The sequence below is a fragment of the Azorhizobium sp. AG788 genome (genome assembly GCF_943371865.1).
Taxonomy (GTDB): domain Bacteria; phylum Pseudomonadota; class Alphaproteobacteria; order Rhizobiales; family Xanthobacteraceae; genus Azorhizobium.
On record NZ_CALRWL010000005.1, the window covers coordinates 92,261 to 113,800 of the forward strand.

Annotated in this window: 18 protein-coding genes; 5 read left to right on the forward strand and 13 right to left on the reverse strand. The window is 65.5% G+C overall.

Annotated elements, in window-relative coordinates:
- Nucleotides 1–42 precede the first annotated feature (42 nt).
- From mazG to AAG816_RS05140, 3 genes are all read left to right on the forward strand, one after another.
- Nucleotides 43–876, forward strand: coding sequence for a nucleoside triphosphate pyrophosphohydrolase (mazG, locus tag AAG816_RS05130; protein WP_341988460.1), 834 nt, complete (start codon nucleotides 43–45; stop codon nucleotides 874–876).
- 277 nt (nucleotides 877–1,153) lie between these two features.
- Complete coding sequence (locus AAG816_RS05135) at nucleotides 1,154–1,438, forward strand: helix-turn-helix domain-containing protein (RefSeq protein WP_341988461.1); 285 nt, start codon at nucleotides 1,154–1,156, stop codon at nucleotides 1,436–1,438.
- A gap of 132 nt (nucleotides 1,439–1,570) precedes the next feature.
- Entirely contained in the window at nucleotides 1,571–1,732 is a 162-nt protein-coding gene (locus AAG816_RS05140; RefSeq protein ID WP_341988462.1) for a hypothetical protein, read from the forward strand.
- Nucleotides 1,733–1,849: 117 nt separating this feature from the next.
- Here AAG816_RS05140 and AAG816_RS05145 read toward each other — a convergent pair whose 3' ends face one another.
- The 12 genes from AAG816_RS05145 to dusB all read right to left on the reverse strand — a co-directional run bounded on the left by AAG816_RS05145 (nucleotide 1,850) and on the right by dusB (nucleotide 18,970).
- The gene (locus AAG816_RS05145) at nucleotides 1,850–2,590 is read right to left on the reverse strand and encodes a hypothetical protein (protein WP_341988463.1); all 741 of its coding nucleotides are present in this window, start codon (nucleotides 2,588–2,590) and stop codon (nucleotides 1,850–1,852) included.
- A gap of 757 nt (nucleotides 2,591–3,347) precedes the next feature.
- Nucleotides 3,348–4,673, reverse strand: a complete 1,326-nt coding sequence (gene hflX / locus AAG816_RS05150) for a GTPase HflX (RefSeq protein ID WP_341988464.1) — start codon at nucleotides 4,671–4,673, stop codon at nucleotides 3,348–3,350.
- Between the two features lie 84 nt (nucleotides 4,674–4,757).
- Nucleotides 4,758–5,015 (reverse strand): RNA chaperone Hfq, encoded by a 258-nt coding sequence (gene hfq / locus AAG816_RS05155; RefSeq protein ID WP_341988540.1) that lies wholly within the window; start codon nucleotides 5,013–5,015, stop codon nucleotides 4,758–4,760.
- A gap of 171 nt (nucleotides 5,016–5,186) precedes the next feature.
- A complete protein-coding gene (locus AAG816_RS05160; protein WP_341988465.1) occupies nucleotides 5,187–6,047 on the reverse strand; it encodes a D-amino-acid transaminase in 861 nt (286 codons plus the stop codon).
- A gap of 126 nt (nucleotides 6,048–6,173) precedes the next feature.
- Nucleotides 6,174–7,592, reverse strand: a complete 1,419-nt coding sequence (locus AAG816_RS05165; RefSeq protein ID WP_341988466.1) for a TrkH family potassium uptake protein — start codon at nucleotides 7,590–7,592, stop codon at nucleotides 6,174–6,176.
- 17 nt (nucleotides 7,593–7,609) lie between these two features.
- Entirely contained in the window at nucleotides 7,610–8,986 is a 1,377-nt protein-coding gene (gene trkA, locus AAG816_RS05170; protein WP_341988467.1) for a Trk system potassium transporter TrkA, read from the reverse strand.
- A 159-nt stretch (nucleotides 8,987–9,145) separates the two neighbouring features.
- Nucleotides 9,146–10,510, reverse strand: coding sequence for a sigma-54 dependent transcriptional regulator (locus AAG816_RS05175; protein ID WP_341988468.1), 1,365 nt, complete (start codon nucleotides 10,508–10,510; stop codon nucleotides 9,146–9,148).
- A gap of 3 nt (nucleotides 10,511–10,513) precedes the next feature.
- On the reverse strand, nucleotides 10,514–12,745 hold the full coding sequence (locus AAG816_RS05180) for a PAS domain-containing sensor histidine kinase (protein WP_341988469.1): 2,232 nt from the start codon (nucleotides 12,743–12,745) through the stop codon (nucleotides 10,514–10,516).
- Between the two features lie 209 nt (nucleotides 12,746–12,954).
- Nucleotides 12,955–15,192 carry an EAL domain-containing protein gene (locus AAG816_RS05185; protein ID WP_341988470.1) on the reverse strand — a complete coding sequence of 746 codons (2,238 nt, stop codon included), beginning with the start codon at nucleotides 15,190–15,192 and terminating at the stop codon, nucleotides 12,955–12,957.
- Nucleotides 15,193–15,361: 169 nt separating this feature from the next.
- Entirely contained in the window at nucleotides 15,362–16,804 is a 1,443-nt protein-coding gene (gene ntrC / locus AAG816_RS05190) for a nitrogen regulation protein NR(I) (RefSeq protein WP_341988471.1), read from the reverse strand.
- A gap of 7 nt (nucleotides 16,805–16,811) precedes the next feature.
- Complete coding sequence (locus tag AAG816_RS05195; protein WP_341988472.1) at nucleotides 16,812–17,939, reverse strand: nitrogen regulation protein NR(II); 1,128 nt, start codon at nucleotides 17,937–17,939, stop codon at nucleotides 16,812–16,814.
- Nucleotides 17,936–18,970, reverse strand: coding sequence for a tRNA dihydrouridine synthase DusB (gene dusB / locus AAG816_RS05200; protein WP_341988473.1), 1,035 nt, complete (start codon nucleotides 18,968–18,970; stop codon nucleotides 17,936–17,938). The genes AAG816_RS05195 and dusB overlap by 4 nt, the downstream gene beginning before the upstream one ends.
- Nucleotides 18,971–19,179: 209 nt before the next feature.
- On the opposite strand from dusB, the gene AAG816_RS05205 reads away from it, so the two are divergent.
- Complete coding sequence (locus tag AAG816_RS05205) at nucleotides 19,180–20,358, forward strand: bifunctional 2-C-methyl-D-erythritol 4-phosphate cytidylyltransferase/2-C-methyl-D-erythritol 2,4-cyclodiphosphate synthase (protein WP_341988474.1); 1,179 nt, start codon at nucleotides 19,180–19,182, stop codon at nucleotides 20,356–20,358.
- Complete coding sequence (locus AAG816_RS05210; RefSeq protein WP_341988475.1) at nucleotides 20,355–20,849, forward strand: CinA family protein; 495 nt, start codon at nucleotides 20,355–20,357, stop codon at nucleotides 20,847–20,849. The genes AAG816_RS05205 and AAG816_RS05210 overlap by 4 nt, the downstream gene beginning before the upstream one ends.
- Nucleotides 20,850–20,883: 34 nt before the next feature.
- On the opposite strand, the gene AAG816_RS05215 is transcribed toward AAG816_RS05210, so the two are convergent.
- Nucleotides 20,884–21,462, reverse strand: coding sequence for a hypothetical protein (locus AAG816_RS05215; protein ID WP_341988476.1), 579 nt, complete (start codon nucleotides 21,460–21,462; stop codon nucleotides 20,884–20,886).
- Between the last annotated feature and the right edge of the window lie 78 nt (nucleotides 21,463–21,540).

A 21,540-nucleotide genomic window follows, 5' to 3' on the forward strand; every position in this document is an offset into this window, starting at 1 on the left:
CGCCCCCGGCATAAGGACGGCAACCTTTTTCCGGAGATCCCCATGCAGCCCTCCCGCGACCTTGCCCGCCTGGTGGAGATCATGGCCGCGCTGCGCACGCCGCAGACCGGCTGCCCGTGGGATCTGGAGCAGGATTTTTCCTCCGTCGCCCCCTACACCATCGAGGAAGCCTATGAGGTGGTGGACGCCATCGCCCGCGGCGATCTGGATGATCTGAAAGACGAACTGGGCGACCTGCTGCTGCAAGTGGTGTTCCATGCCCGCCTGGCGCAGGAGCAGGGCGCGTTCGAACTGGGCGACGTGGTGGAGGCCATCACCTCCAAGCTGATCCGCCGCCATCCCCATGTGTTCGGCGACACGCGCGACCTCTCCCCGGACGCGGTCAAGCGCGCCTGGAGCGAGATCAAGGCCGCCGAGAAAGCCGAACGCGCCGCCCGCCGCATGGCCGCCGGCCTGCCGCCGGAGGATGGCGGCGGGGTGCTGGATGGGGTGCCGGTGGTGCTCCCGGCCATGACCCGGGCGCTGAAATTGCAGGAGAAGGCCGGCCGGGTCGGGTTCGACTGGAACGATGCCGGCGCGGTGCTGGACAAGATCCGCGAGGAAACCGCCGAAGTCTCCGAGGCGCTGGCTCAGGGGGGCATTGCCGCCATTCAGGACGAGGTGGGGGATCTGTTGTTCGCGGCGGTCAATCTCGCCCGCCATGCGGGGGTGGACCCGGAAGCGGCGCTGCGCGGCACCAATGACAAGTTCACCCGCCGCTTCGGCTATGTGGAAGCCGCCCTCGCCGCCCAGGGCAAACGCCCGCAGGAGGCGACCCTCGACGAGATGGAGGCGCTGTGGGGCGAGGCGAAGCGGGGGGAGCGGGACGCGGGCTGAGGCTTGGCGGATGCGTTCGGCCGGATGCTCCTGACCGGACCTCTCCCCGTCATGGCCGGGCTTGTCCCGGCCATCCACGCGGCGCCGCTGGGATGGGCTTCAACCCGTCATCGCGAACGGCGCGGCGTGGATGCCCGGCACAAGGCCGGGCATGACGACGTAAGGGATGGTGAGTGCCGCTCTGCGCTTTGCTCGCGCCTACGGAAATCCCGTATACTCTTGATGCCTATCGTCTGGCGGGGAGATGTGCCCCGCTTCATGCCGGTGCGCAGGAGCCATGCCGGTGAAGAACGAGCCTATGCCGCTGCCGGCTGACCCCGCCGACAGCGAAGATTTCACTGTGACCGCCGAGGCGTTGGATCGCGGCCAGCGGGCGCGCCTGATCCGCAAGACCCGCACCGGGCTTGGCCTGTCGCAAGCGGAGTTCGCCACCCGCTTCCGGGTTCCGGTGGGCACGCTGCGCGATTGGGAGCAAGCCCGCGCCACCGCCCCGGATTTCGCCATCGCTTATGTGCGCGTCATCGGCCTGCATCCGGAGATGGTGGCGAAGGCGGTGGCGTAGGGGGCGGCGGGGCATGGTGATTGTCATCGCGGAGAGCCGCGACGTGGGCAAATATCTGGCGCTGGGCCCCGACGGCGGCCTGATGGGCCGCTCTATGGTCTGGCGGCGGACGACACGGCGGGCACCGTGTGAGTGCTTGAGATCCTGCGCGCCGAACTGGACGTCACGCTGGCCCTGCTGGGGCTGACCGGGCTCGATCAGGTGCCGGGAGCGCTGGCGGGGTTGGGCGGGCTGAGGGAAGCTTCGGCTTTACGCGCCCTATCAGTAATAAATGGCGAAGACACACCTTCCTGAAATCCAACATCGTCGCTGCCACGCGTTCTCGCAGCCCGCGCAAGCGATAATCTCCAGTTATGTCAATCAATGCATAGATTCATCCACTACACTAGTTCTCATCTGCTTGGACGCAAATTAGCGCGAACGCAAACTCACAACAATTACTCCATCCGACATATCACTGTTACAGCGCCCCCCGGAAATGACTAATTGCCGCGCGTGCCGCTGCTCGCATTCTTGACCACCTGAATCAGTAAATTTTACAATAAAATCTACATATATCACCTGTTCAGGCAGCCGCATATTGCTATTCATCAGCTCCCACATAATATAATACCCATACACAAGAGAAAAGAAGCTTAGCGTAGGGTCAATCAAAAAAAACTCTTCTACGCGATCCTCTCTGCATGGCCGAATATAATCAATAAAACCAAAAGCTTGATCTGGATTTTTAAATCCACCAATATGTTTTCCATCAACAAACACTCCAGCACCCCACTCTTCCTGCAGTATTTCAATGCCCGGAGCGCATCGCGCTAGTTTCCGAGAAACATCCTGATAAGCTGACTCAAGATCGAATTGAGCAAATATGCGTATGTCCTGCGCAGAACCGGAACCCGTATTTGTCAGACGGAATCGATAATCAACAGTTCCGCCATTCAAATACGAAGCCTCTTTAGTGGGCTCTTCCCAAAATACGCGCTTAAATGATTCCTGACACATTCGGACTTGAAAAGATTCGCCTGCGATCTGCAAATGGGGACTAAATTGGAAGCGCTGCTGCTTAAGAGCCAGACGGGTTGTGTAGGCAGCCGCCCCCGCCGCCACCGTGGTGGCAATCGCACTTATGATCTGAGCCCAGTCCACAGGATTCAATGCCGCCCCCTACAATCAACCCAAAGGAGAACACCTAATAAACTCATCACTAAAATACATCAAATCGCTTAATTAATATAGAAATAAATGCAGTTATCCGCGCGGTTCTTACTGCTGTGCGACACTACTGATTAGGTAATATTTATCGCTTCGAGGCAATTGCGGCCGTTAGAACTTTGCGAATAAGTATGTTGCCATATTCTACGAGACCATTGGTGGACGGTCCGCAAACAGCCTAACATCAGTCGCTTGGAATGTGGCGTTAAACATACCCGGAAGCGGAACCTTCTGTTTCGTCGATGGGTCAAAACCGCACCAGGGCCCGACACTCGCCGCTCTGAACCGCAGCTTCCACCAGCGCCGCCTGCTCCAGCTGCTCGCCTCGGCTAGTACCAACATCACCCCTTGCGGATCACCGGCAAGGCGGAGATGACGATGTATACCTCGAATTTGAGCTTGACATGCTTGCGCCCCCGCGGGTGCGAGGGTGGCTCGTAGTAGGCAGGTCACAAAAGTGGTTGCGCAGATGGACGTGAATGCCCAGGCCGGTCGTGGGTCGGGCAGGCCCAGCCACAGGGTGGCGCAGAAACACTGGTGCCATGTGGTGTCGAAATGCACATAGCCGCAGACAAGGGAACTCGGCAGGAAAGACGCCATCGACGCAAGAACTGCCTCTCCCCGCACTCAGCGCAAATGCCATTTTCGGCAAGCTGCCGCGAGGACAGCCAAACCTGAGACGCGAGGACAATCGAGGGGCTCACCCCGGCCTTACACTCGCCGCCCCGAACCGCCGCTTCACCAGCGCCGCCCGCTCGGGGAGGATGCGCAGGGAGACGCGCAGCACGCCGTCCTCGTCAGTCTCGCGGGCCAGCACCTCGCCGTGGCGATAGAGCCAGCCCAGGCCCTCGCCATCCTCGGCGGGGATGGTCACCTTCAGCGTCACCCGTCCGGCGGTGATGCGGCCTTCGACGATGGACAAGAGGGCCTCCGCCCCCTCCCCCGTCAGGGCTGAGACCAGCACCGGGCGCTCAGTGGCGTCGGTGCGCACCGCAGTGTTGGTGAGGCGCTCGTGGTCCTCGGGGGTGAGCAGATCCACCTTGTTCCACACGTCGATGACCCGGCCGGTCTCCAGATCGATGCCGAGCTCGGTCAGCACATCGCGCACGTCCGCCGCCTGGGCGTCGGTGTCGGGATGGGAGACATCGCGCACATGCAGGATCACGTCGGCCTCGATCACCTCTTCCAGGGTGGCGCGGAAGGCGGCGACCAATTGGGTGGGCAGTTCGGAAATGAAGCCCACGGTGTCGGACAGGATGATGCGGGTGCCATGGGGCAGGTCCACCGCCCGCAAGGTGGGGTCGAGGGTGGCGAACAAGAGGTCCTGCGCCATCACCTCCGCCTTGGTCAGGCGGTTGAACAAAGTCGACTTGCCGGCATTGGTGTAGCCCACCAGCGCCACCACCGGATAAGGCACGCGCTTGCGGCTGGTGCGGTGCAGCGCACGGGTGCGCTTGACCTGCTCCAGATCGCGCTCGATGCGCAGGATGCGTTCGCCGATCTGCCGACGATCGGCCTCGATCTGGGTCTCGCCGGGGCCGCCCAAGAAGCCGAAGCCGCCGCGCTGGCGCTCCAGATGGGTCCAGGAGCGCACCAGGCGCGAGCGCTGATAGTTCAGATGGGCCAGCTCCACCTGCAGCGTGCCCTCCTTGGTGCGGGCGCGGCTGCCAAAGATCTCCAGGATCAAGGCGGTGCGATCCACCACCTTGGCCTCGAACGCCTTCTCCAGATTGCGCTGCTGCACCGGGGAGAGCGCCGCATCCACGAACACCAGCCCGACCTCCTGGTCGTGCACGATGTCGTGGATCTCCTCCACCTTGCCGGAGCCCAGATAGGTGGCGGGCTTCACCTCCGACAGGGAGATGAGGCCCGCATAGACCACATCCAGATCAATGGCCGCCGCCAGCCCCACGGCTTCCGCCAGGCGGGCCTCCGGGCTGCGGCGGTCCACATGGCCTTTGGCGGACTTCTTGTTGAGGAAGGGGGTGATGACGGCGCAACGGGTCGGGGGGGCGCGGCGATCCACGCCCTTGGCCCCACCCGCGCTTGCGCCCCGCTCTGCTTTAGACTCCACTCAGGATCACGCTTTCTGTCACGCTTTCTCCGACTGTCACGCTTTCTCCGCGGCGACTTCGTCCGTCGGATCGAACAGCTGCACCGGATGGCCGGGCATGATGGTCGAGATGGCGTGCTTGTAGACCAGCTGAGAGTGGCCATCGCGCCGCAGCAAGACGCAGAAGTTGTCGAACCACGTTACCACGCCTTGAAGCTTCACGCCATTCACCAGGAAGATGGTGAGCGGAACCTTGTTCTTGCGCACGTGATTGAGAAAGGTGTCTTGCAGATTTTGTGTACGTTCCGCCGCCATTTTGATGTCCGTTTCTTTCGGCGTTGCCCCGCCCTTTCCCCAGAGCGCGGCGCCGAGCTGGGGGCCGGGCGTCGCTGCCATGCGGGGGCGGGAATAAGCACACTAGCATCGCACAACAGGACGCCAGTGCAACATCATTTTGCCGTGCAACATGATGGGGTCAGGGGCTTCTCACACGGAAAATTCGGCATAAGCGTGATAGCGCTCCCGCAGCCGGCGGGACATGGGGCCGGGGGTGCCCTCGCCGATGGCCTGGCCGTCGATCATCACCACCGGCATCACCAGATTGGTGGCGGACGAGATGAAGGCCTCGCGGGCGCCCATCGCCTCCTCGCGGGTGAAGGCCCGCTCCTCGATGCGCAGCTGCTCCTTCTCCGCCAGATCGAACAGCACCGTGCGGGTGATGCCACGCAGAATGCCGCTCTCAGCCGAGCGGGTCACCAGCTTGCCGTCGGCGGTGACGATCCAGGCATTGGTGGAGGAGCCCTCGGTCACATGGCCGGAGGCATCCACGAACCAGGCTTCCTTGGCGCCGGCCTCCTTGGCCGCCTGCTTGGCCAGCACGTTGGGCAACAGGCCCACGGTCTTGATGTCCACCCGCTCCCAGCGATTGTCCGGCACGGTGATGACCTTGATGCCCACTTCGGCGCCCTTGTCCGAAGCGGCGAAGTTCACCGAACGGGCGGTCACCACCAGGCTGGCCGGGGTGCCGGCGGCGGGGAAGGCATGGTCGCGGCGGGCGACGCCGCGGGTCACCTGGAGATAGACGAGGCCGTTGCGCACCCGGTTGCGCGCCACCACCTCCCGCAGCACCACGCCGAGGGGGCCGCGATCCATGGGCGGGTCGATGCGCAGTTCGCGCAGGGAGCGGTCGAGGCGGTCGAGATGGCGGCGCTCGTCCACCAGATGGCCGTCGCGGATCTCGCAGACCTCATAGACGCCGTCGGCGAACTGATAGCCGCGATCTTCCACATGCACGCTGGCATCGGCGTGAATGACATATTGTCCGTTGACGTAAGCGATGCGTGACATGGGACTGTTCCGTGGTGAATTTCGGGGAACTTGTGATGCGACAGACGTCACATGTGTAACTGCCGGCGCCGGCAAGGCCGGGGCCGGAAATCGAGGGGGCGGACCGCGCCATTCATCGCCGCGCGCCTAATTCCGCCAGAATATCAGATGGATGACGACAAACAGCCCCACCGTCTCCAGCCGTCCGGCGATCATGCCGACACCTGCCGCCAGCGCCGCCAGCGGGTTCAGCCCATCGAACCCCGGCCACCCCTGCCCGGCCTGATCATAGATCGGCCCGACATTGCTGATGACCGCCACCGCCCCGGTGAGCGCCGCATCGAAGCTCACAAACCCTGTGGCCATAAGGATCAGCACCGCGCCGAAGGTCATCAGCAGGGCCATCGCCCCCACCCAGACCCCGCGCATGGCCGAGCCCACGCCCCCCTCCCCGGTGCGCGAGGGCTGCACCAGATTGGGATAGACCAGCCGCAGCAAATCTCCCCGCGCCCGCAACAACATAGCCCGCACCCGCAGGATCTTGAGCCCGCCCGCCACCGACAGCGCCCCGCCCCCCACCAGCGCCACCAGCAGCACCAGGCCGGCGGGCACATGGGCATAGGCCCCGGCATAGGGCGCAAGGCCGGTGGTGGAGATCAGGGAGGCGGCCATGAACAGCCCGTCCGGCACCGCCTCCGACACCGGGCGCCCCGCCAAACCGCGAAAGAAGAAGGCGGCGAAGACGATGCCCAGAACCAGGAAATAGGCCAGCAGAATCAAGCTCTCGCCCTGCTCGGGGGCGGCATTGATCCGCCGCGACACCAGGGCCTTGTGCCAGCGCACGCTGGTGGCGGACCACAACAGGAACGGCAGCAGCACCCATTTCACCGCCGTGCCGGCGAAGACGGCCTCATGGGCCTCGGGCGGCAGGTGGGCGCCGGTGGAGGTGACGGCGCTGGCCAGGCACAAGGCGGCATAGAGAGACTGGCCGGTGGCCAGCATGGCCAGAAACGCCAGCACAGTGGCGCCGGCATAGATGGGTCCGACGATACGCAGGGCATCCATGAGGTCGATGGCCTCGTGCGCCTCGCCGATGGACACCGCCCGATCCGGCAGGCCGCCCGCGCCCGCCGGCGCCAGCACGGCGATGCCGGCGATGATGGTCAGCAGGCCGCCCGCCCATTGCAGCAGGGCAAACCAGAGAAACAGGCTGGCCGGCCCGTCGGCGACCGAGGACACGCCGGTGGTGGTGAAGGCGGACACCGCCTCCAGCAGGGCGGCGCGAAAGCTCATCTGGCCGGCAAAGGCGATGGCCGGGGCGCAGGCCAAGGGCACCAGAACCCAGAGCGCCGCCACCGCCCCGAACAGATGCAGCCGCCGCATGCGGGAGGCCTGCCCTTGAACCGAGAAATAGACCGCCCCGGCCAGAAAGGTGCAGGCGATGGTGGTGGCCAGGAAGCTGGCGGCGACCGCCTCATGCGCAAACAGCGAAACCGCCACCGGCACGAGCGCCGCCGCCGCGACCAGCGCGAGCACCAAGGCAAACAGGCGGATGGCGGAGGCCATGGACGGGATCGCAGCTCTCAGAAGAATTCGAGGCTGACGCGGAACAGCTGTTCCACGCGCTTGATGCGCTCGGCCACGGAAAACAGCACCACCCGGTCCTGCGCCCGTACCACCGTATCGCCCTTGGGCAGCATCACCACGCCATTGCGGACGATGGCGCCGATGCGCAAGCCGTCGAGCAGATCGATGTCGCGCAAGGGGCGCCCCACCAGCGGCGAGGTCTCCAGGGCTTCGGCCTCGATCATCTCGCCAGCACCGTCCAGGAGCGAATGGACACCGCGGATCCGGCCACGGCGCACATGCTGGAGCACCTTGGACACGGTGATCTGGCGCGGGTTCACATGGGCATCGATGCCCAGGCCGCGGGCAAAGGTGGCGTAGCCCTGCTCATTCAGCAGCGCGAGAATGCGCCGCGCGCCCAATTGCTTGGCCAACAGGCACGAGAGGATGTTGATGCGGTCGTCATTGGTCAGCGCGATCATGGTGTCGGCATCGGACACGCCGGCCTCGTCCAGGATCTCGCGGGCAAGGGTATCGCCATTCAGCACCACCGAGCGCGACAAGGTCTCGGCAATCTCCTGCGCGCGGGCGCGGGAATGCTCGATCACCTTGATCTTGGCCGCAGAATTGCGCTTCTCCAGTTCCTGGGCGACATAGAGCCCGATATTGCCGCCGCCGCCGATGATGATCCGCTTGGCCGGGATCTCGTCATGGCCGAAAATGGACAGGGTGCGGCTCACCTGATCCGCCTGGGCGACGAAATAGGCGATATCCCCGGTCAGCAGATGATCGCTGGAGCGGGCCACCTGGACCTTGCCGCCGCGGTTGATGGCGACGATGGTCGCCGCCAGATCTGGGAACAACTGGGTCAATTGGCTCAGCGGCGTATCCACCACCGGGCAGTCGTCGCCGCAATGGACTCCAGCCACTACCACCGACCCGTCGGCGAAGGTCACGGTATCGATGGCCCCGGGCAGCGACAGCCGCCGCAGCACCATCTCGCCCACCTCGATCTCGGGCGAGATCACCACGTCGATGGGAAGATGGTCGCGCGAGAGCATGGCGCGCCATTCCGGCTGCAGATAGGTCTGCGCGCGGATGCGGGCCACTTTGGTCGGCACGTTGAACAGCGAATGGCCCACCTGGCAGGCCACCATGTTGACTTCATCATGCAGGGTCACGGCGATGAGCATGTCCGCCTGCTCGATGCCGGCCCGGGCCAGCGCATCGGGATGCGAGCCGTGCCCCACCACGCCGCGGACATCCAGTTGCTCGGTGGCAATCTGGATACGGCGCGGATCGGCATCGATGATGGACACGTCGTTCTGCTCGCCAGCGAGGCGCTCGGCGATGCCGAACCCCACCTGCCCCGCCCCGCAGATCACGACCTTCATTGGCTTTTCCCCCAAAGGCCGCTTCACGCTTGAGACGGATGCCATCTCAAGGGTGAACCGGTCTTTCCCCATAGGTCGGAGCCCGATGGCGTGGGCGACTCTGCTGCCCGTGCTTGCCCACCCGGCCCCGAAGTTTGAACCTTACCCGTTCCCCGGCTCTCAGCCTACGCCGAGAGCCTTGAGCTTTCGATGCAGAGCCGAGCGCTCCATGCCGACAAATTCCGCGGTCCGCGAGATGTTGCCGCCAAAGCGGTTAATTTGCGCCGCAAGATACTCCCGTTCGAACACTTCGCGAGCCTCGCGCAGCGGCAGCCCCATAAGATGCTCGCCGCCATTCCCATTGGGCAGGCTGGGCACCAGCGCTCCCACGTCCGGCGGCAGCATGGACGCGGTGACTTCCGCATCCGGATCGCCGCCGGCGAGAATCAGCAGGCGCTCCACATTGTTGCGCAGTTGGCGCACATTTCCCGGCCAATCGTGGGATTGAAGCACCGCCATGGCGTCCTCGCCCACCTTGCGGCGTTGAAGGCCGGTGGTCTGGGAAATCAGCTCGATGAAGAAATCCACCAGATCCGGGATGTCCTCGCGGCGCTCGGCCAAAGGCGGCACACGGATCGGCACCACGCTGAGGCGGTGATAGAGATCCTCGCGGAACCGCGCCGCGGCAATCTCCGCCTCCAGGTCGCGCCCGGTGGAGGAGATAATCCGCACGTCCACGCGCACCTTTTCGGTGCCGCCCATGCGGGTGAAGGTCTGCTCCACCAGCACCCGCAACACCCGATTCTGGGTCTCGCGCGGCATGTCGGCGATCTCGTCGAGGAACAGCGTCCCGCCGTGGGCTTCTTCCAGCGCCCCGCGGTGCCGTTCGCGCCCCTCGCCTTCCTCCACGCCAAACAGTTCGAACTCCAGCCGCTCCGGTGTGATGGCGGCAGCGTTGATCACCACAAACGGCCCCTGGGCGCGGGCGGATGCCGCATGCACCAGGCGCGCCGTCAACTCCTTGCCCGAGCCCGACGGGCCGATGATCAGAATACGGCTGTTGGTGGGGCCGACCCGGTCCACGGTGGCCCGCAACTGCTGGATGACGCTGGAGCGGCCGACCATGGTGTGCGGCTGGGTCAATTGCTTCAGCTCGCGGACCTCGCGGCGCAGGCGCAGGGTCTCCAGCGCCCGCTCGGTAACCACCACCAGCCGGTCAGCATTGAACGGCTTCTCGATGAAATCGTAGGCGCCACGCTTGATGGCGACGACCGCGGTCTCGATGTTGCCATGGCCGGAAATCATCACCACCGGCACTTCCGGGTGCTCGCGCTTGATGACGTCCAGCAATTCCAGGCCGTCCAGCCGGCTGCCCTGGAGCCAGATGTCGAGAAAGATCAGGTTCGGCCGGCGCGAGGCCACCTCCGCCAGCGCGCTGTCGGCGTCGCGGGCGGTACGGGCCGAATAGCCCTCGTCTTCCAGAATGCCGGCCACCAGGCCGCTGATGTCCGGCTCGTCGTCGACGATCAGGATGTCATGGGCCATGGCTCAGTTCCTTCCAATGATGGCGGCGCGCGTGGGCACCTCGGGCTTGGGCCCGTCCGCGCTGATGCGCAGGCGAATCCAGGCGCCGCGCCCTTCGGGAGCGTCGTACAGCTCAATGCCGCCGCCGTGCTCTTCCATGATCTTGCCGACGATGGCCAAGCCAAGGCCGGTGCCTTTTTCCCGGGTGGTCACATAAGGCTCCAAGAGCCGGTTGCGGCTCTCCTGCGGCAACCCGGTTCCGTTATCGATGATGTCGATCACCAAATCGTCTCCGACGCGTTCCGTCTTGATCCGGATCCGTCCCTGGCCCCGGTCGTCCGCCGGCACGGCATCAATGGCCTCGGCGGCATTCTTGAGGATGTTGGTCAAGGCTTGCGAAATCAGGCGCCGATCGAAGCGCGCCGGGAGAGAGGGGGGGATTTCCGCCTCGAATGCGACTTCCGGATGGCCGACCCGCATCAGGAACACGGTCTGGCGCGTGATCTCCGCCAGATCCTGGCTGTCCACCACCGGCTTGGGCATGCGGGCGAAGGAGGAGAATTCGTCCACCATGCGGCCGATGTCGCCCACCTGGCGGATGATGGTATCGGTGCATTGGTCGAACACGTCGCGATCCTGCGTCACATGCCGGCCGAACTTGCGCTTCAGCCGCTCCGCGGACAGCTGGATCGGGGTGAGCGGGTTCTTGATCTCATGGGCGATGCGCCGGGCCACGTCCGCCCAGGCGGACGTGCGCTGCGCGGAAATCAGCTCGGTGATGTCATCGAGCGTCACCACCCAGCCATGCTCGGCCTCGGAGGACTGCTCCGTGGTCACCCGCACCGCGAACGTGCGGTCCCGGCCTTCGCGATTGATGGTGACATTGCCCTGGACGATGCGCTGACGCGCCACTTCCGCCTCCGCCAGCAAACCGGCGATCTCGGGGACCACATCCACCAGGGGGCGGTTCAGTGCCTCGACCTCGGTCACGCCCAGCAGCCGCTCGGCGGAGCGGTTCAGGATGGTCACGCGCTCGTCGGAATCCAGGCCGATGACCCCGGCCCCGACGCCCGAAAGCACCGCCTCGGTGAAGCGTCGGCGGCTGTCGATCTGGTCGCGGGCGCCAATGAGCGCCTCGCGCTGGCTGCGCAATTCCTGGGTCATCTTGTTGAAGGTCTCGCCCAGGGTGGCAAGATCGCCTTCGGCCCGATAGATCGGCACCTGCACATCCAGATTTCCCGCCGCCACATGGTCGGCGGCGGACATCAGCCGACGGATGGGGGCCACCAGCCATTTGGAGAAATTGATCCCGAGCCACACCGCGGAGAGCAGCACGATCAGCGTGATGACCATGTACATCAGCGCGAACGCGACCTGCACGCCGAAGCGGCGCTCCTCCAGGCTCTGGTAATCGGCCAGCGTCTCCTGGGTTGCCTTGAGATAGCCGATGACGCGCGGGTCGATGGGGCGCGCCACATAGAGAAAAAGATCCTCATAGTCACGCAGAGGCATCACCGCGCCGACGAAATCCGCGTCCGAGGGCAAATAGATTACCGGCTGCTCGGCGGTGGCCTCGCCGATGGCGATATTGCTCGGCACCAGGAACTCGCGACCGATATTCACATCCGCCCGCACGACGACGGACAGGTCGCGGCGGATCAGCATGGCGCCTGGCAGGTTCCGCAACGCGGCCTGGGCGGTGAAGATCTGGGTGAAGCGGGCGCGATCGGTATCGAACAATTGCTTCATGCGGGTCATGTCGGCGCTCATGGCCACCAGATCGCCGCGAATATTCAGGGCATGCTCGCGCACATAGGTCTGGGCCACGGAGACGGCGCTGGCGACGATTTCCTGGGTGCGCATGGAAAACCAGCGATCTAGCCCGCGATCCAGGGTCAGGCTGGCCACCACAGCCACCAGGATCGCCGGCACCACCGAGACCACCGCGAACAGACTGACGATGCGCACATGCAGTCGTGCCGCCGCGCGGCCCCGGGCGCGCGCCTTGGCGATGCGCCAGACCTCGCGTCCCACCATGGTGCTCAACACGAACACCGCGGCGGCATTCACCGCCAGGACGCTGATGACCACCTGATGGGTCGGCACCACCGGGGTCAGCCCCATGAGGATCAGGAAGGTGGCCAGCGCGGAAATCAGCGCCAGCGCCACCACGGCGGGCGCAAACAGGCCGGAAGCGACGCTCGGGGGCGTAATCGGGCCGCTGCCAGGCGTCTCGTCCACCGCCGATGGGGTCATAAGCCACGCCACTCCTGGGCACGAGACGCCGGCGGACCGCCGGAACGCAACGCGCGATTACCTTCCCAGACGACCGCGGGGTCGGTTGACCCACGCCGCGTCCCTGCCACCCGTGTGAGTCGGGCAACACTGATGCAGTGGAACGACACTGGTGCAAAAATGTGACAGCCGCCAGCGCCACCCACCATTTCCCGTCAGCAACCCCTGTTTCAGAGTCGGAGACGATCCGGCAAAGCCTGCGCGATGGCCAGCGGCATGGGGCGCCCGAGCAAATAGCCCTGCCCAAAGTCGCATCCCAGGTCCACGAGCGCATGGTGGGTCTCGAGCGCTTCGATGCCTTCCGCCACCACGCTCATCCCCAGACCATGGGCCAAAACCACCATGACGCGAACGATCTCCTGCGTGCGCTTGTCCGTCACCAGATGCTGAATGAAGCTGCGATCAATCTTCAGCGTGTCTACCGGCAGTCGCTGGAGATAGCTGAAGCTGGAATAGCCGGTTCCGAAGTCGTCGATGGCGGTGGAGCAGCCGAGCCCTTTCAGACGCCCCAAGGTCGCGATCGCCTGATCCGGCTGGCTGAGAATGGAGGTCTCGGTCAGTTCGAAGCGGACCAGGCCTCCATCCAGATGCCAGCGCGTAAGGCCTGCCATGATCCGTTCCGCCAAGTCCGGCGCGGCCATTTGGGCGGCCGACAGATTGATCGCCACGTGCCGCGACCCGGAGCCGGCCATGTCGCGCCGCCGGGACCAGCCCGCGCAATCGCCCAAGGCGGTGTCCAACACCCATTCGCCCAGGCTGTGGGCAAGGCCGGAGGCCTCTGCCAAAGGGACGAAAAGGCACGGCGAGACGGCGGCCCGGCCAGGAGGGTGCCATCGCACCAGGGCCTCGAACCCGGCGATCCTCCCGCTGTGGAGCTCAACGATCGGCTGGTAGTTCAACGACAGTTCGGACTGACGATGCTGCACCGCATCCCGCAGCGCCGTCTCCAGTTCCAGACGCCGGTGATGATCCACCCGGATGGCCTCCTCGAACAGCCGCACGGCGCCGTCCGGGCGATCGCGAGACGCCATCTGCGCATCCCGAAGCAGGTCAGCGACCGCGCCTTGCCGCTCCGTCACGCCAATATCGGCGCGCAAATAGAATCGGCGCCCGGTGACTGCGACCGCTGTGCGCAGGCGATCCTGCAGGCGTTTGCCCACATCCGCCGCCATCCCGGGGTTCCAGAGCACGACGGCGAATTCGCTTTCCCCGGTACGGGCAAGAGCCGCCTCATCCGGCAGCAGATCGCCCAGGATGCGAGCGGTCTCCACCACCATTGGCTCCGCCCAGTCGTCGCCGAGGCTGGCGGCAAGAACTGCCAGGTCCCGCAACTGAACCACCACGGCCCCCGTGGCCAGGGGGGCCTTGCGCGCACACAGGCGCAACAGGCCGGCCCGGTTCGGCAGGCCGGTGGTGCTATCGAAATAGGCCAGACGCTCCAATTCCATCTGCGCCTTGCGGCGCTCGGAAATGTCCCGCAGGTAGGCCGCGAATATCCGTCCGCCATCGGTGCGGATTTCGCTGATGGTCAACTCGACCGGAATCAGCGTGCCATCGGCGCGGAGCGCCTCCACTTCCACGAGACGTTGCAGGATGCGGCTTTCGCCGCAGGAGAGGTAGCGCGCAAACCCATCCTTGTGACGTTGACAGTAGTGGGCAGGCACGATGGTTTCGGTCATCAGGCGACCCAGCACATCGGAGCGGGCATAGCCGAACACCTGTTCGGCTGCGCGATTGAACTCGATGATGGCCCCGGCCTCATCGGCAATGACCACCGCATCGATCGCCGTATCCAGCATCACCTGTCGGCTGGCCTCACTGACCGTCCGTTCGGCGTCGGAGCGGGACACCGTGCCCGCCACCACCTCCGCAATACTGTGGAAGGTCATCTGTTCAGCGGGCGTCCACACGCGATCCGCATCTGCGGCATCGACGCAGAAATGCCCCCACCACCGGCCATGAACCATGACCGGAACCGTCAGGAAGTTCACGATGCCATGGTGTTCGAAAAAGGCGCGGACGTAGCCGTTGAGATCCCGTGTGAGTCCCAAGACGATCTCGCCGCGCCGCCGCCGCCCGGCCCAGTCCTGCAACACCTCATCACCACCGGCGACTGTAAGGGGCGGGTGTGTGCCACGGACCATGGAAGGAAGGCCGGGCACCGTCCAATCCACCCGGCAGGTGGACGAAATCCCCATTCCCGGCGCCTCATGGACCTGGAACAGCGAAATCCGCTGGAGGTCGCACACCTGCGCCAGACGCCTCAGCAACTCGGGGCTGAGGCAAGACAGATCGCCCTTGCCATTGGCCGCAGAGATGATCTCGGTGAAGACATCCGCGAGTTTCTCTGGCTGCCCACCCGCCATACGACGCCCCCAGATCGCGGGATCGTAGACGCAGCCGCCCACCGGCCGACTCCACCTCAGATGGGAAACTTGCGCTCCCTCAACCGCCCCTCGGGTACGTTACAGGTCTCGCGCGCGGCCGCAACTCATACCTCCCGGAAAGACCAGAAACCGAGAGATTTCAGCATATTGTCCGCACGCTATCCAGTCCGCCCGCCATGGCGGGCGGCCTTCAGCGACTGGTGCGGATCACCTGAATGTCCAGGTCGCGGATCTTCTTGCGCAACGTGTTGCGGTTAAGCCCGAGCAGTTCGGCGGCCTTGATCTGGTTGCCCCGTGTCGCAGCGAGGGCCGCCGACAGCAGCGGGTATTCGACGTCCCGCAAGATGCGGTGATAGAGCCCCGGCGGCGGCAGGTCTTCGCCGAAGCCGGAGAAATAGGTGGTGAGGTGCCGTTCCACCGAGGCCCCGAGCGTCGCATCCACCGGGCCGTCTTCCGACATGGTGGTGGGCACCGGCTCGGACAGTTCGGCCTCGATGATGCCCGTGCTGATGATTTCCTGCGGATACAGAGCCGCAAGGCGCCGCACCAGATTTTCCAGCTCGCGCACATTGCCCGGCCAGCGATAGCGCTTCAGCCGGTCGAGGGCCGCCACATCCACCTGCTTGGCGGGCAAGCCTTCGCGCTCGGCCTGGAGGAAGAAGTGGCGCACGAGGTCCGGCACGTCCTCGGAGCGCTCCCGCAGCGGCGGCAGGCGCAGCGGCACCACGTTGAGGCGGAAATACAGATCCTCGCGGAACAGGCCCTGCTGGATCAGCGTGCGCAGATCCTTGTTGGTCGCCGCCACGATGCGCACGTCGGTCTTGATGGGCGTGCGCCCGCCGACCGTCGTATACTCCCCCTGCTGGAGCACGCGCAGGAGACGGGTCTGCGCCTCCATGGGCATGTCGCCGATCTCGTCCAGGAACAGCGTTCCACCTTCCGCCTGCTCGAAGCGGCCGGGATTGCGGGTGGTGGCGCCGGTGAACGAGCCCTTCTCGTGCCCGAACAACTCGGATTCGATCAGGTCGCGGGGAATGGCGGCCATGTTGATGGCTACGAACGGACCGCTACGGCGCTTGCCATAGTCGTGCAGGGCGCGGGCCACCAGTTCCTTGCCGGTGCCCGATTCGCCGGCAATCATCACCGTCAGGTCGGTCTGCATCAGCCGCGCCAGGAGGCGGTAGATTTCCTGCATGGCGGGCGAGCGGCCCACCAGCGGGATGTTCTCCTGGTCATCGGGCCCGATGGCCAGTTTCTCGGCCTTCTTCGGCTCCGCCAGTGCGCGGCCAACGATCGAGATCAGCTCTTTCAGGTCGAAGGGCTTGGGCAGATATTCATAGGCCCCGCGCTCAGAGGCGCGGATGGCGGTCATGAAGGTGTTCTGCGCGCTCATGACGATGACCGGCAGATCCGGGCGCGCCTTCTTGATGCGCGGCAGCAGATCGAAGGCGTTCTCGTCCGGCATCACCACGTCGGTGATGACGAGATCGCCATCGCCCTGGCTCACCCAGCGCCACAGGGTGGCCGCATTCCCGCATGAGCGCACCTCATATCCGGCCCGCGACAGGGCCTGATTGAGGACCGTGCGGATCGCGGCATCGTCGTCGGCGACCAGGATGCTTCCCGTGGGCATAGACACCTCAGTTGTCCTCGGATGAGGCGCGGTTGCCGCGATACATGGGCAACAGCACGCGGAAGGTGGTGCGGCGGGGCTGGCTATCGCATTCAACGATGCCGCCATGATCGCCGATGATCTTCGCAACCAATGCAAGGCCAAGGCCACTTCCGGTGGGCTTGGTGGTCACGAACGGGTCGAACAGGTGCTGCGCCAGATCCTCCGGCACACCCTTGCCATTGTCGCGGACGCAGAATTCCAGCGGCAGGCTGACCTTGCTGGACGCGCCGGGCACCGTGAGGCGGACGCCGGGACGGAACGCGGTGGTCAGATGGATCTCGCCATCCTGGTCGCTCTCGATCGCCTCAGCGGCATTCTTCACCAGGTTCAGGAACACCTGGACCAACTGGTCCCGATTGGCGAACACCGGCGGAAGCGAGGGGTCGTATTCCTCGATGAAGCGGATATGGCGGGCAAAGCCGGATGAAGCCAGGGTCCGCACATGTTCAAGCACCGCATGGATGTTGACCGGCTCGCACTCGATGGGGCGCTCGTCTGAGAACACCTCCATGCGGTCCACCAGTTTCACGATGCGGTCGGCCTCGTCGCAGATCAGGCGGGTCAGCGCCCGGTCCTCGTCGCCGGCGGACTGCTCCAGCAATTGCGCGGCGCCGCGGATGCCGGACAGCGGGTTCTTGATCTCATGGGCCAGCATGGAGGCCAGCGCGCTCACGGAGCGGGCGGCGCCGCGATGGGTGAGTTGGCGATCCATCTTCTCGGCGATGGTGCGCTCCTGAAGCATCACCACCACATGGCCGGCTTGCTCCGACATGGGGGCCACATGGATGTCCACCACCCGTTCGCCACCATTGCGCGGCGTGCCGAGATCGACGCGATATTCGTTCACCGGCGCGCCGCGGGTGCGCACCTGATCGATCAGGCTCAGCAGCGGCGTGCCGAAGGGCACGAATTCCGAGAACGGCCGGCGGCGCAGCAGCGGCACGCTGACCTGGAAGAAGGCTTCGGCGGCCACATTGGCATCGACGATTTTGCCATCGTCGGAAATGGTCACCACCGGATGGGGCACGGCGTCGAGGATGGCCCGCGTCAGGCTCGCCTCCACGTCTGGCCGGCGTTTCAGGTCCGCCTTCATGCAGCCGCCCTCCAGGCGAGTTGGTCGAATGCGGAGCGGATCTCCGCCGTCACCACGGCGGGCTCCTCCGATGTGAGAATGCGGCCACGCCAGGCCTTGGCCCATTCGGCGCCGACCCCGGCGGTGTCCGCCGCGGCCTCCAAGGCCCAGCCCACATGCTTGCGGGCCTGACGGATGCCGAGCGGGATGCCGTAGAGCGACAGCCAGCCGTCATAAAGTTCCAGCAGCACATCGCGCTGCTCGTCCAGACTAATGGCGCCGGGCGCCCGACCGGTCTTCAGATAATGCGCCACGGCGCCGGGGAACCAGGGCCGCCCCTGCGCACCGCGCCCGATCATCACCCCGTCGGCGCCGGAGGCCGCCAACATCGGGACGACATGGTCGAGCCGGGTGAGGTCGCCATTGGCCACGACCGGGATGGACACCGCATCCTTGACCGCACGGATCGCCGCCCAATCGGCGGTGCCGGTATAGAATTGGCACCGGGTGCGGCCATGGATGGTGATCATGGCGATCCCCACCGCCTCGGCGCGCGCCGCCAGGTGCGGCGCGACCACGGCATCGCCGTCCCAACCGAGACGCGTCTTCAGCGTCACCGGAATGCTGACGGCGGCACGGACCGCTTCCAGAATACGGGTGGCCAGCGGCAGATCCCGCAGCAGGGCCGCGCCCGCGGCGCCGGTGGTCACCCGCTTGGCGGGGCAGCCCATGTTGATGTCGATGATCGCAGCGCCCGAAGCTTCCGCCAGCCGGGCCGCCTCCGCCATCCAATGGGGTTCGTTGCCGGCCAGTTGCACCGCGTGCACTTCAACGCCGGCACCGTCGGCTCGCAAGGTCATTTCCGCATGGCCGGACATCAGCGCTTCGCTCGCCACCATCTCGGACACCGCCAGTCCGACGCCGTAGCGCAGGGCCATCCGCCGCAGCGGCGCATCGGTGATTCCCGCCATAGGCGCGAGAATGACCGGCGCAGTGACCCGGTGGGGCCCGATCGCCAACGGCGAAAGCGATGGAAAAAGAGGATCTTGCACAGAAATTAGGCCATCCAGTGGTTGCCTACATTCTAGACATTCAAAGCATTTGTGCAAGTGCACACCGGGAGAATTCCCCTAGGTCTGCCTGCACGACGCGCGGAATGCCTTCGGGATCGGCTCGCCACTGCCTGCGGGATATCCCTTGCGCCGCCGCTGTGGGCGCGGTTCAAGGACAGGGAACAGTCTGAAGCGAGATCCTCAAGTCCATGGCATGCGCTGTTATTGTGGTTGCTGCGGGGCGCGGCACGCGGGCCGGCGGCTCGGTGCCGAAGCAATATCATAGCCTCGGCGGCGAAACCGTGCTGCGGCGCACCCTGCGACTGTTCGCGCACCATCCGGATGTGCATCAGCTTCAGGTGGTCATCCACCCCGACGACGCGGAGCCCTATGGTCGGTCCGCCGCGCACCTTCCCAAGATTCGGCCTCCCACCCTCGGGGGTGCGAGTCGCCAGCAATCGGTGCATGCCGGGCTGGAAGCGTTGGCAGCGACCGCTCCTGATATCGTGCTGGTGCACGATGGCGCCCGCCCCTTTGCCTCGGATGCCCTGGTCACCCGCGCCATTGCCGCCGCCACCACGCACGCCGCCGCAATCCCCGTCCTCCCGGTCACCGACACCATCAAGCAGGTGGACGCCGATGGCCGCGTCTGCGCCACCCCCGATCGCGCCAGCCTGCGGGCAGTCCAGACACCCCAGGCGTTCGGCTTCCAGGCCCTGCTGGCCGCGCATCGCGCCGCTGCCGCCGCGGATATCGACAATCTGACCGACGATGCCGCCGTCATGGAATGGGCCGGGCATGCGGTCGCAACCTTCCCCGGAGAGGCGGAAAACGTGAAGCTGACAGGTCCAGATGATCTCGCCCGCGCCACGGCCATCGCATTCGCCGACCGGCCGGACGTGCGCACCGGCACCGGCTTCGACGTTCATGCCTTCGGGCCGGGCGACCATGTGATGCTGGGCGGCCTTGCCATCCCCTTCGACAAGGGCCTCGATGGCCACTCCGACGCGGACGTGGGCCTCCATGCCCTGACCGACGCCGTTCTGGGGGCATTGGCGGATGGCGATATCGGCGCCCACTTCCCCCCCTCCGATCCGCAGTGGAAGGGCGCGACCTCCGACCGCTTCCTGGCATTTGCGGTGGAAAGGGTCCGCCAGCGCGGCGGGCTGATCGCCCATCTGGACCTCACCTTGATCTGCGAAGCGCCGAAGGTGGGGCCGCATCGCGATGCCATCCGGGCCATCATCGCGGCCATCACCGGCGTGCCGGTGGGTCGGATCAGCATCAAGGCCACCACCACCGAGCGCCTCGGCTTCACCGGGCGTCGGGAAGGCATCGCGGCCATGGCCTCGGCGACTGTGCGCCTGCCCCTGGAGGAATTGCCATGATCGACCCGCAGATCGAAGCGCGCGCGGCCCAGGTGCTGGAGACCTGCCGCGCCGCCGGCCTCACCATCGCCACCGCCGAATCCTGCACCGGCGGACTGGTGGCCGGCGCGCTGACCGCCGTCGCCGGGTCTTCCGACGTGGTGGACCGGGGCTTCGTGACTTATTCCAACCTCGCCAAGCAGCAGATGCTGGGGGTTCCGGAGGCCATGCTCGCCACCTATGGGGCGGTCAGCGAGCAGACCGCGGGGGCCATGGCGCGGGGCGCGCTGGCAGCGGCGGGGACGGGACTGTCGGTGGCCATCACCGGTGTTGCGGGACCGGGGGGCGGATCAGCGGAGAAGCCGGCGGGCCTGGTGCATTTCGCCGCCGCCAAGAAGGGCGGGCCGGTCCTCCACCGCGAAGAGCGCTTCGGCGACATCGGGCGCGGCGAAATCCGCCGTCGCTCGGTGCTGGTGGCGCTGGACCTTCTGGAAACGCTGGCGCGGTTCTAACCCGCGCGACAGGGAGAGGGGTCAGGAACGGCGGTTACTGCCAGCCCATGGATGGGGTGGCCCATGCCCGATCGGCGCCGCGGATGACTTCGAACGGGCTCACCTTCGCCCAGTCGACTTTTGCGGCGGTGGCGCGGGTGAACAACAGGCTGAAGGCGGGCTGGCGCACCTCACGGCCTTGAATAGTCGCGAAGATGTTGTCCGCAACGACTTCCACCTGCGCCGATTCCGGGACACGCTCAAACAGGATCGGCACCAAGCGCATCACATTGCCGATGTAAGACGAGCGCAGCGAGGACCGAGTGATCGACCAGGGGCTGAGATCGTAGTGGATCGAGATGCTGCGCGTGTCATTGACCACCGCAAGGCGGGCGGAGTCGCCAAGGATGATCCTCACGATCTCATCGGCGGTATGGGCATTCGCCAACCGCCGGTCATCGGCGACGGTTCGAACTTGGGTCAGGGCGTAGAAGAACCCTCCCACCGCGATGAACGCCAAAAGGACAGCGAAGCGGCGAAAGAAGTATGGCTTGCGCGGGCTGACAGCAGGGATTGGCGCGTAGGGCACGCGGCCTCGCGGAACGACGGCTATCTTGCGTGCGACTGTGTTCATGTTTCCCCCTGCGGGTCCCTGTAACAGGAACAATGGAGGCTAGCCACCGGAGCTTGCGTGTAGCATCCCAAAGACCAC

What these genes read in the sequence shown, in the direction of transcription:
- trkA (WP_341988467.1), bottom strand. Translation starts at nt 8,986, where the DNA reads ATGAAGGTCGTGATCTGCGGGGCGGGGCAGGTGGGGTTCGGCATCGCC.
- AAG816_RS05180 (WP_341988469.1), bottom strand. Translation starts at nt 12,745, where the DNA reads ATGACCCCATCGGCGGTGGACGAGACGCCTGGCAGCGGCCCGATTACG.
- hfq (WP_341988540.1), bottom strand. Translation starts at nt 5,015, where the DNA reads ATGGCGGCGGAACGTACACAAAATCTGCAAGACACCTTTCTCAATCAC.
- mazG (WP_341988460.1), top strand. Translation starts at nt 43, where the DNA reads ATGCAGCCCTCCCGCGACCTTGCCCGCCTGGTGGAGATCATGGCCGCG.
- AAG816_RS05175 (WP_341988468.1), bottom strand. Translation starts at nt 10,510, where the DNA reads ATGGCCCATGACATCCTGATCGTCGACGACGAGCCGGACATCAGCGGC.
- AAG816_RS05210 (WP_341988475.1), top strand. Translation starts at nt 20,355, where the DNA reads ATGATCGACCCGCAGATCGAAGCGCGCGCGGCCCAGGTGCTGGAGACC.
- ntrC (WP_341988471.1), bottom strand. Translation starts at nt 16,804, where the DNA reads ATGCCCACGGGAAGCATCCTGGTCGCCGACGACGATGCCGCGATCCGC.
- AAG816_RS05195 (WP_341988472.1), bottom strand. Translation starts at nt 17,939, where the DNA reads ATGAAGGCGGACCTGAAACGCCGGCCAGACGTGGAGGCGAGCCTGACG.
- AAG816_RS05160 (WP_341988465.1), bottom strand. Translation starts at nt 6,047, where the DNA reads ATGTCACGCATCGCTTACGTCAACGGACAATATGTCATTCACGCCGAT.
- AAG816_RS05135 (WP_341988461.1), top strand. Translation starts at nt 1,154, where the DNA reads ATGCCGGTGAAGAACGAGCCTATGCCGCTGCCGGCTGACCCCGCCGAC.
- AAG816_RS05205 (WP_341988474.1), top strand. Translation starts at nt 19,180, where the DNA reads ATGGCATGCGCTGTTATTGTGGTTGCTGCGGGGCGCGGCACGCGGGCC.
- AAG816_RS05165 (WP_341988466.1), bottom strand. Translation starts at nt 7,592, where the DNA reads ATGGCCTCCGCCATCCGCCTGTTTGCCTTGGTGCTCGCGCTGGTCGCG.
- AAG816_RS05215 (WP_341988476.1), bottom strand. Translation starts at nt 21,462, where the DNA reads ATGAACACAGTCGCACGCAAGATAGCCGTCGTTCCGCGAGGCCGCGTG.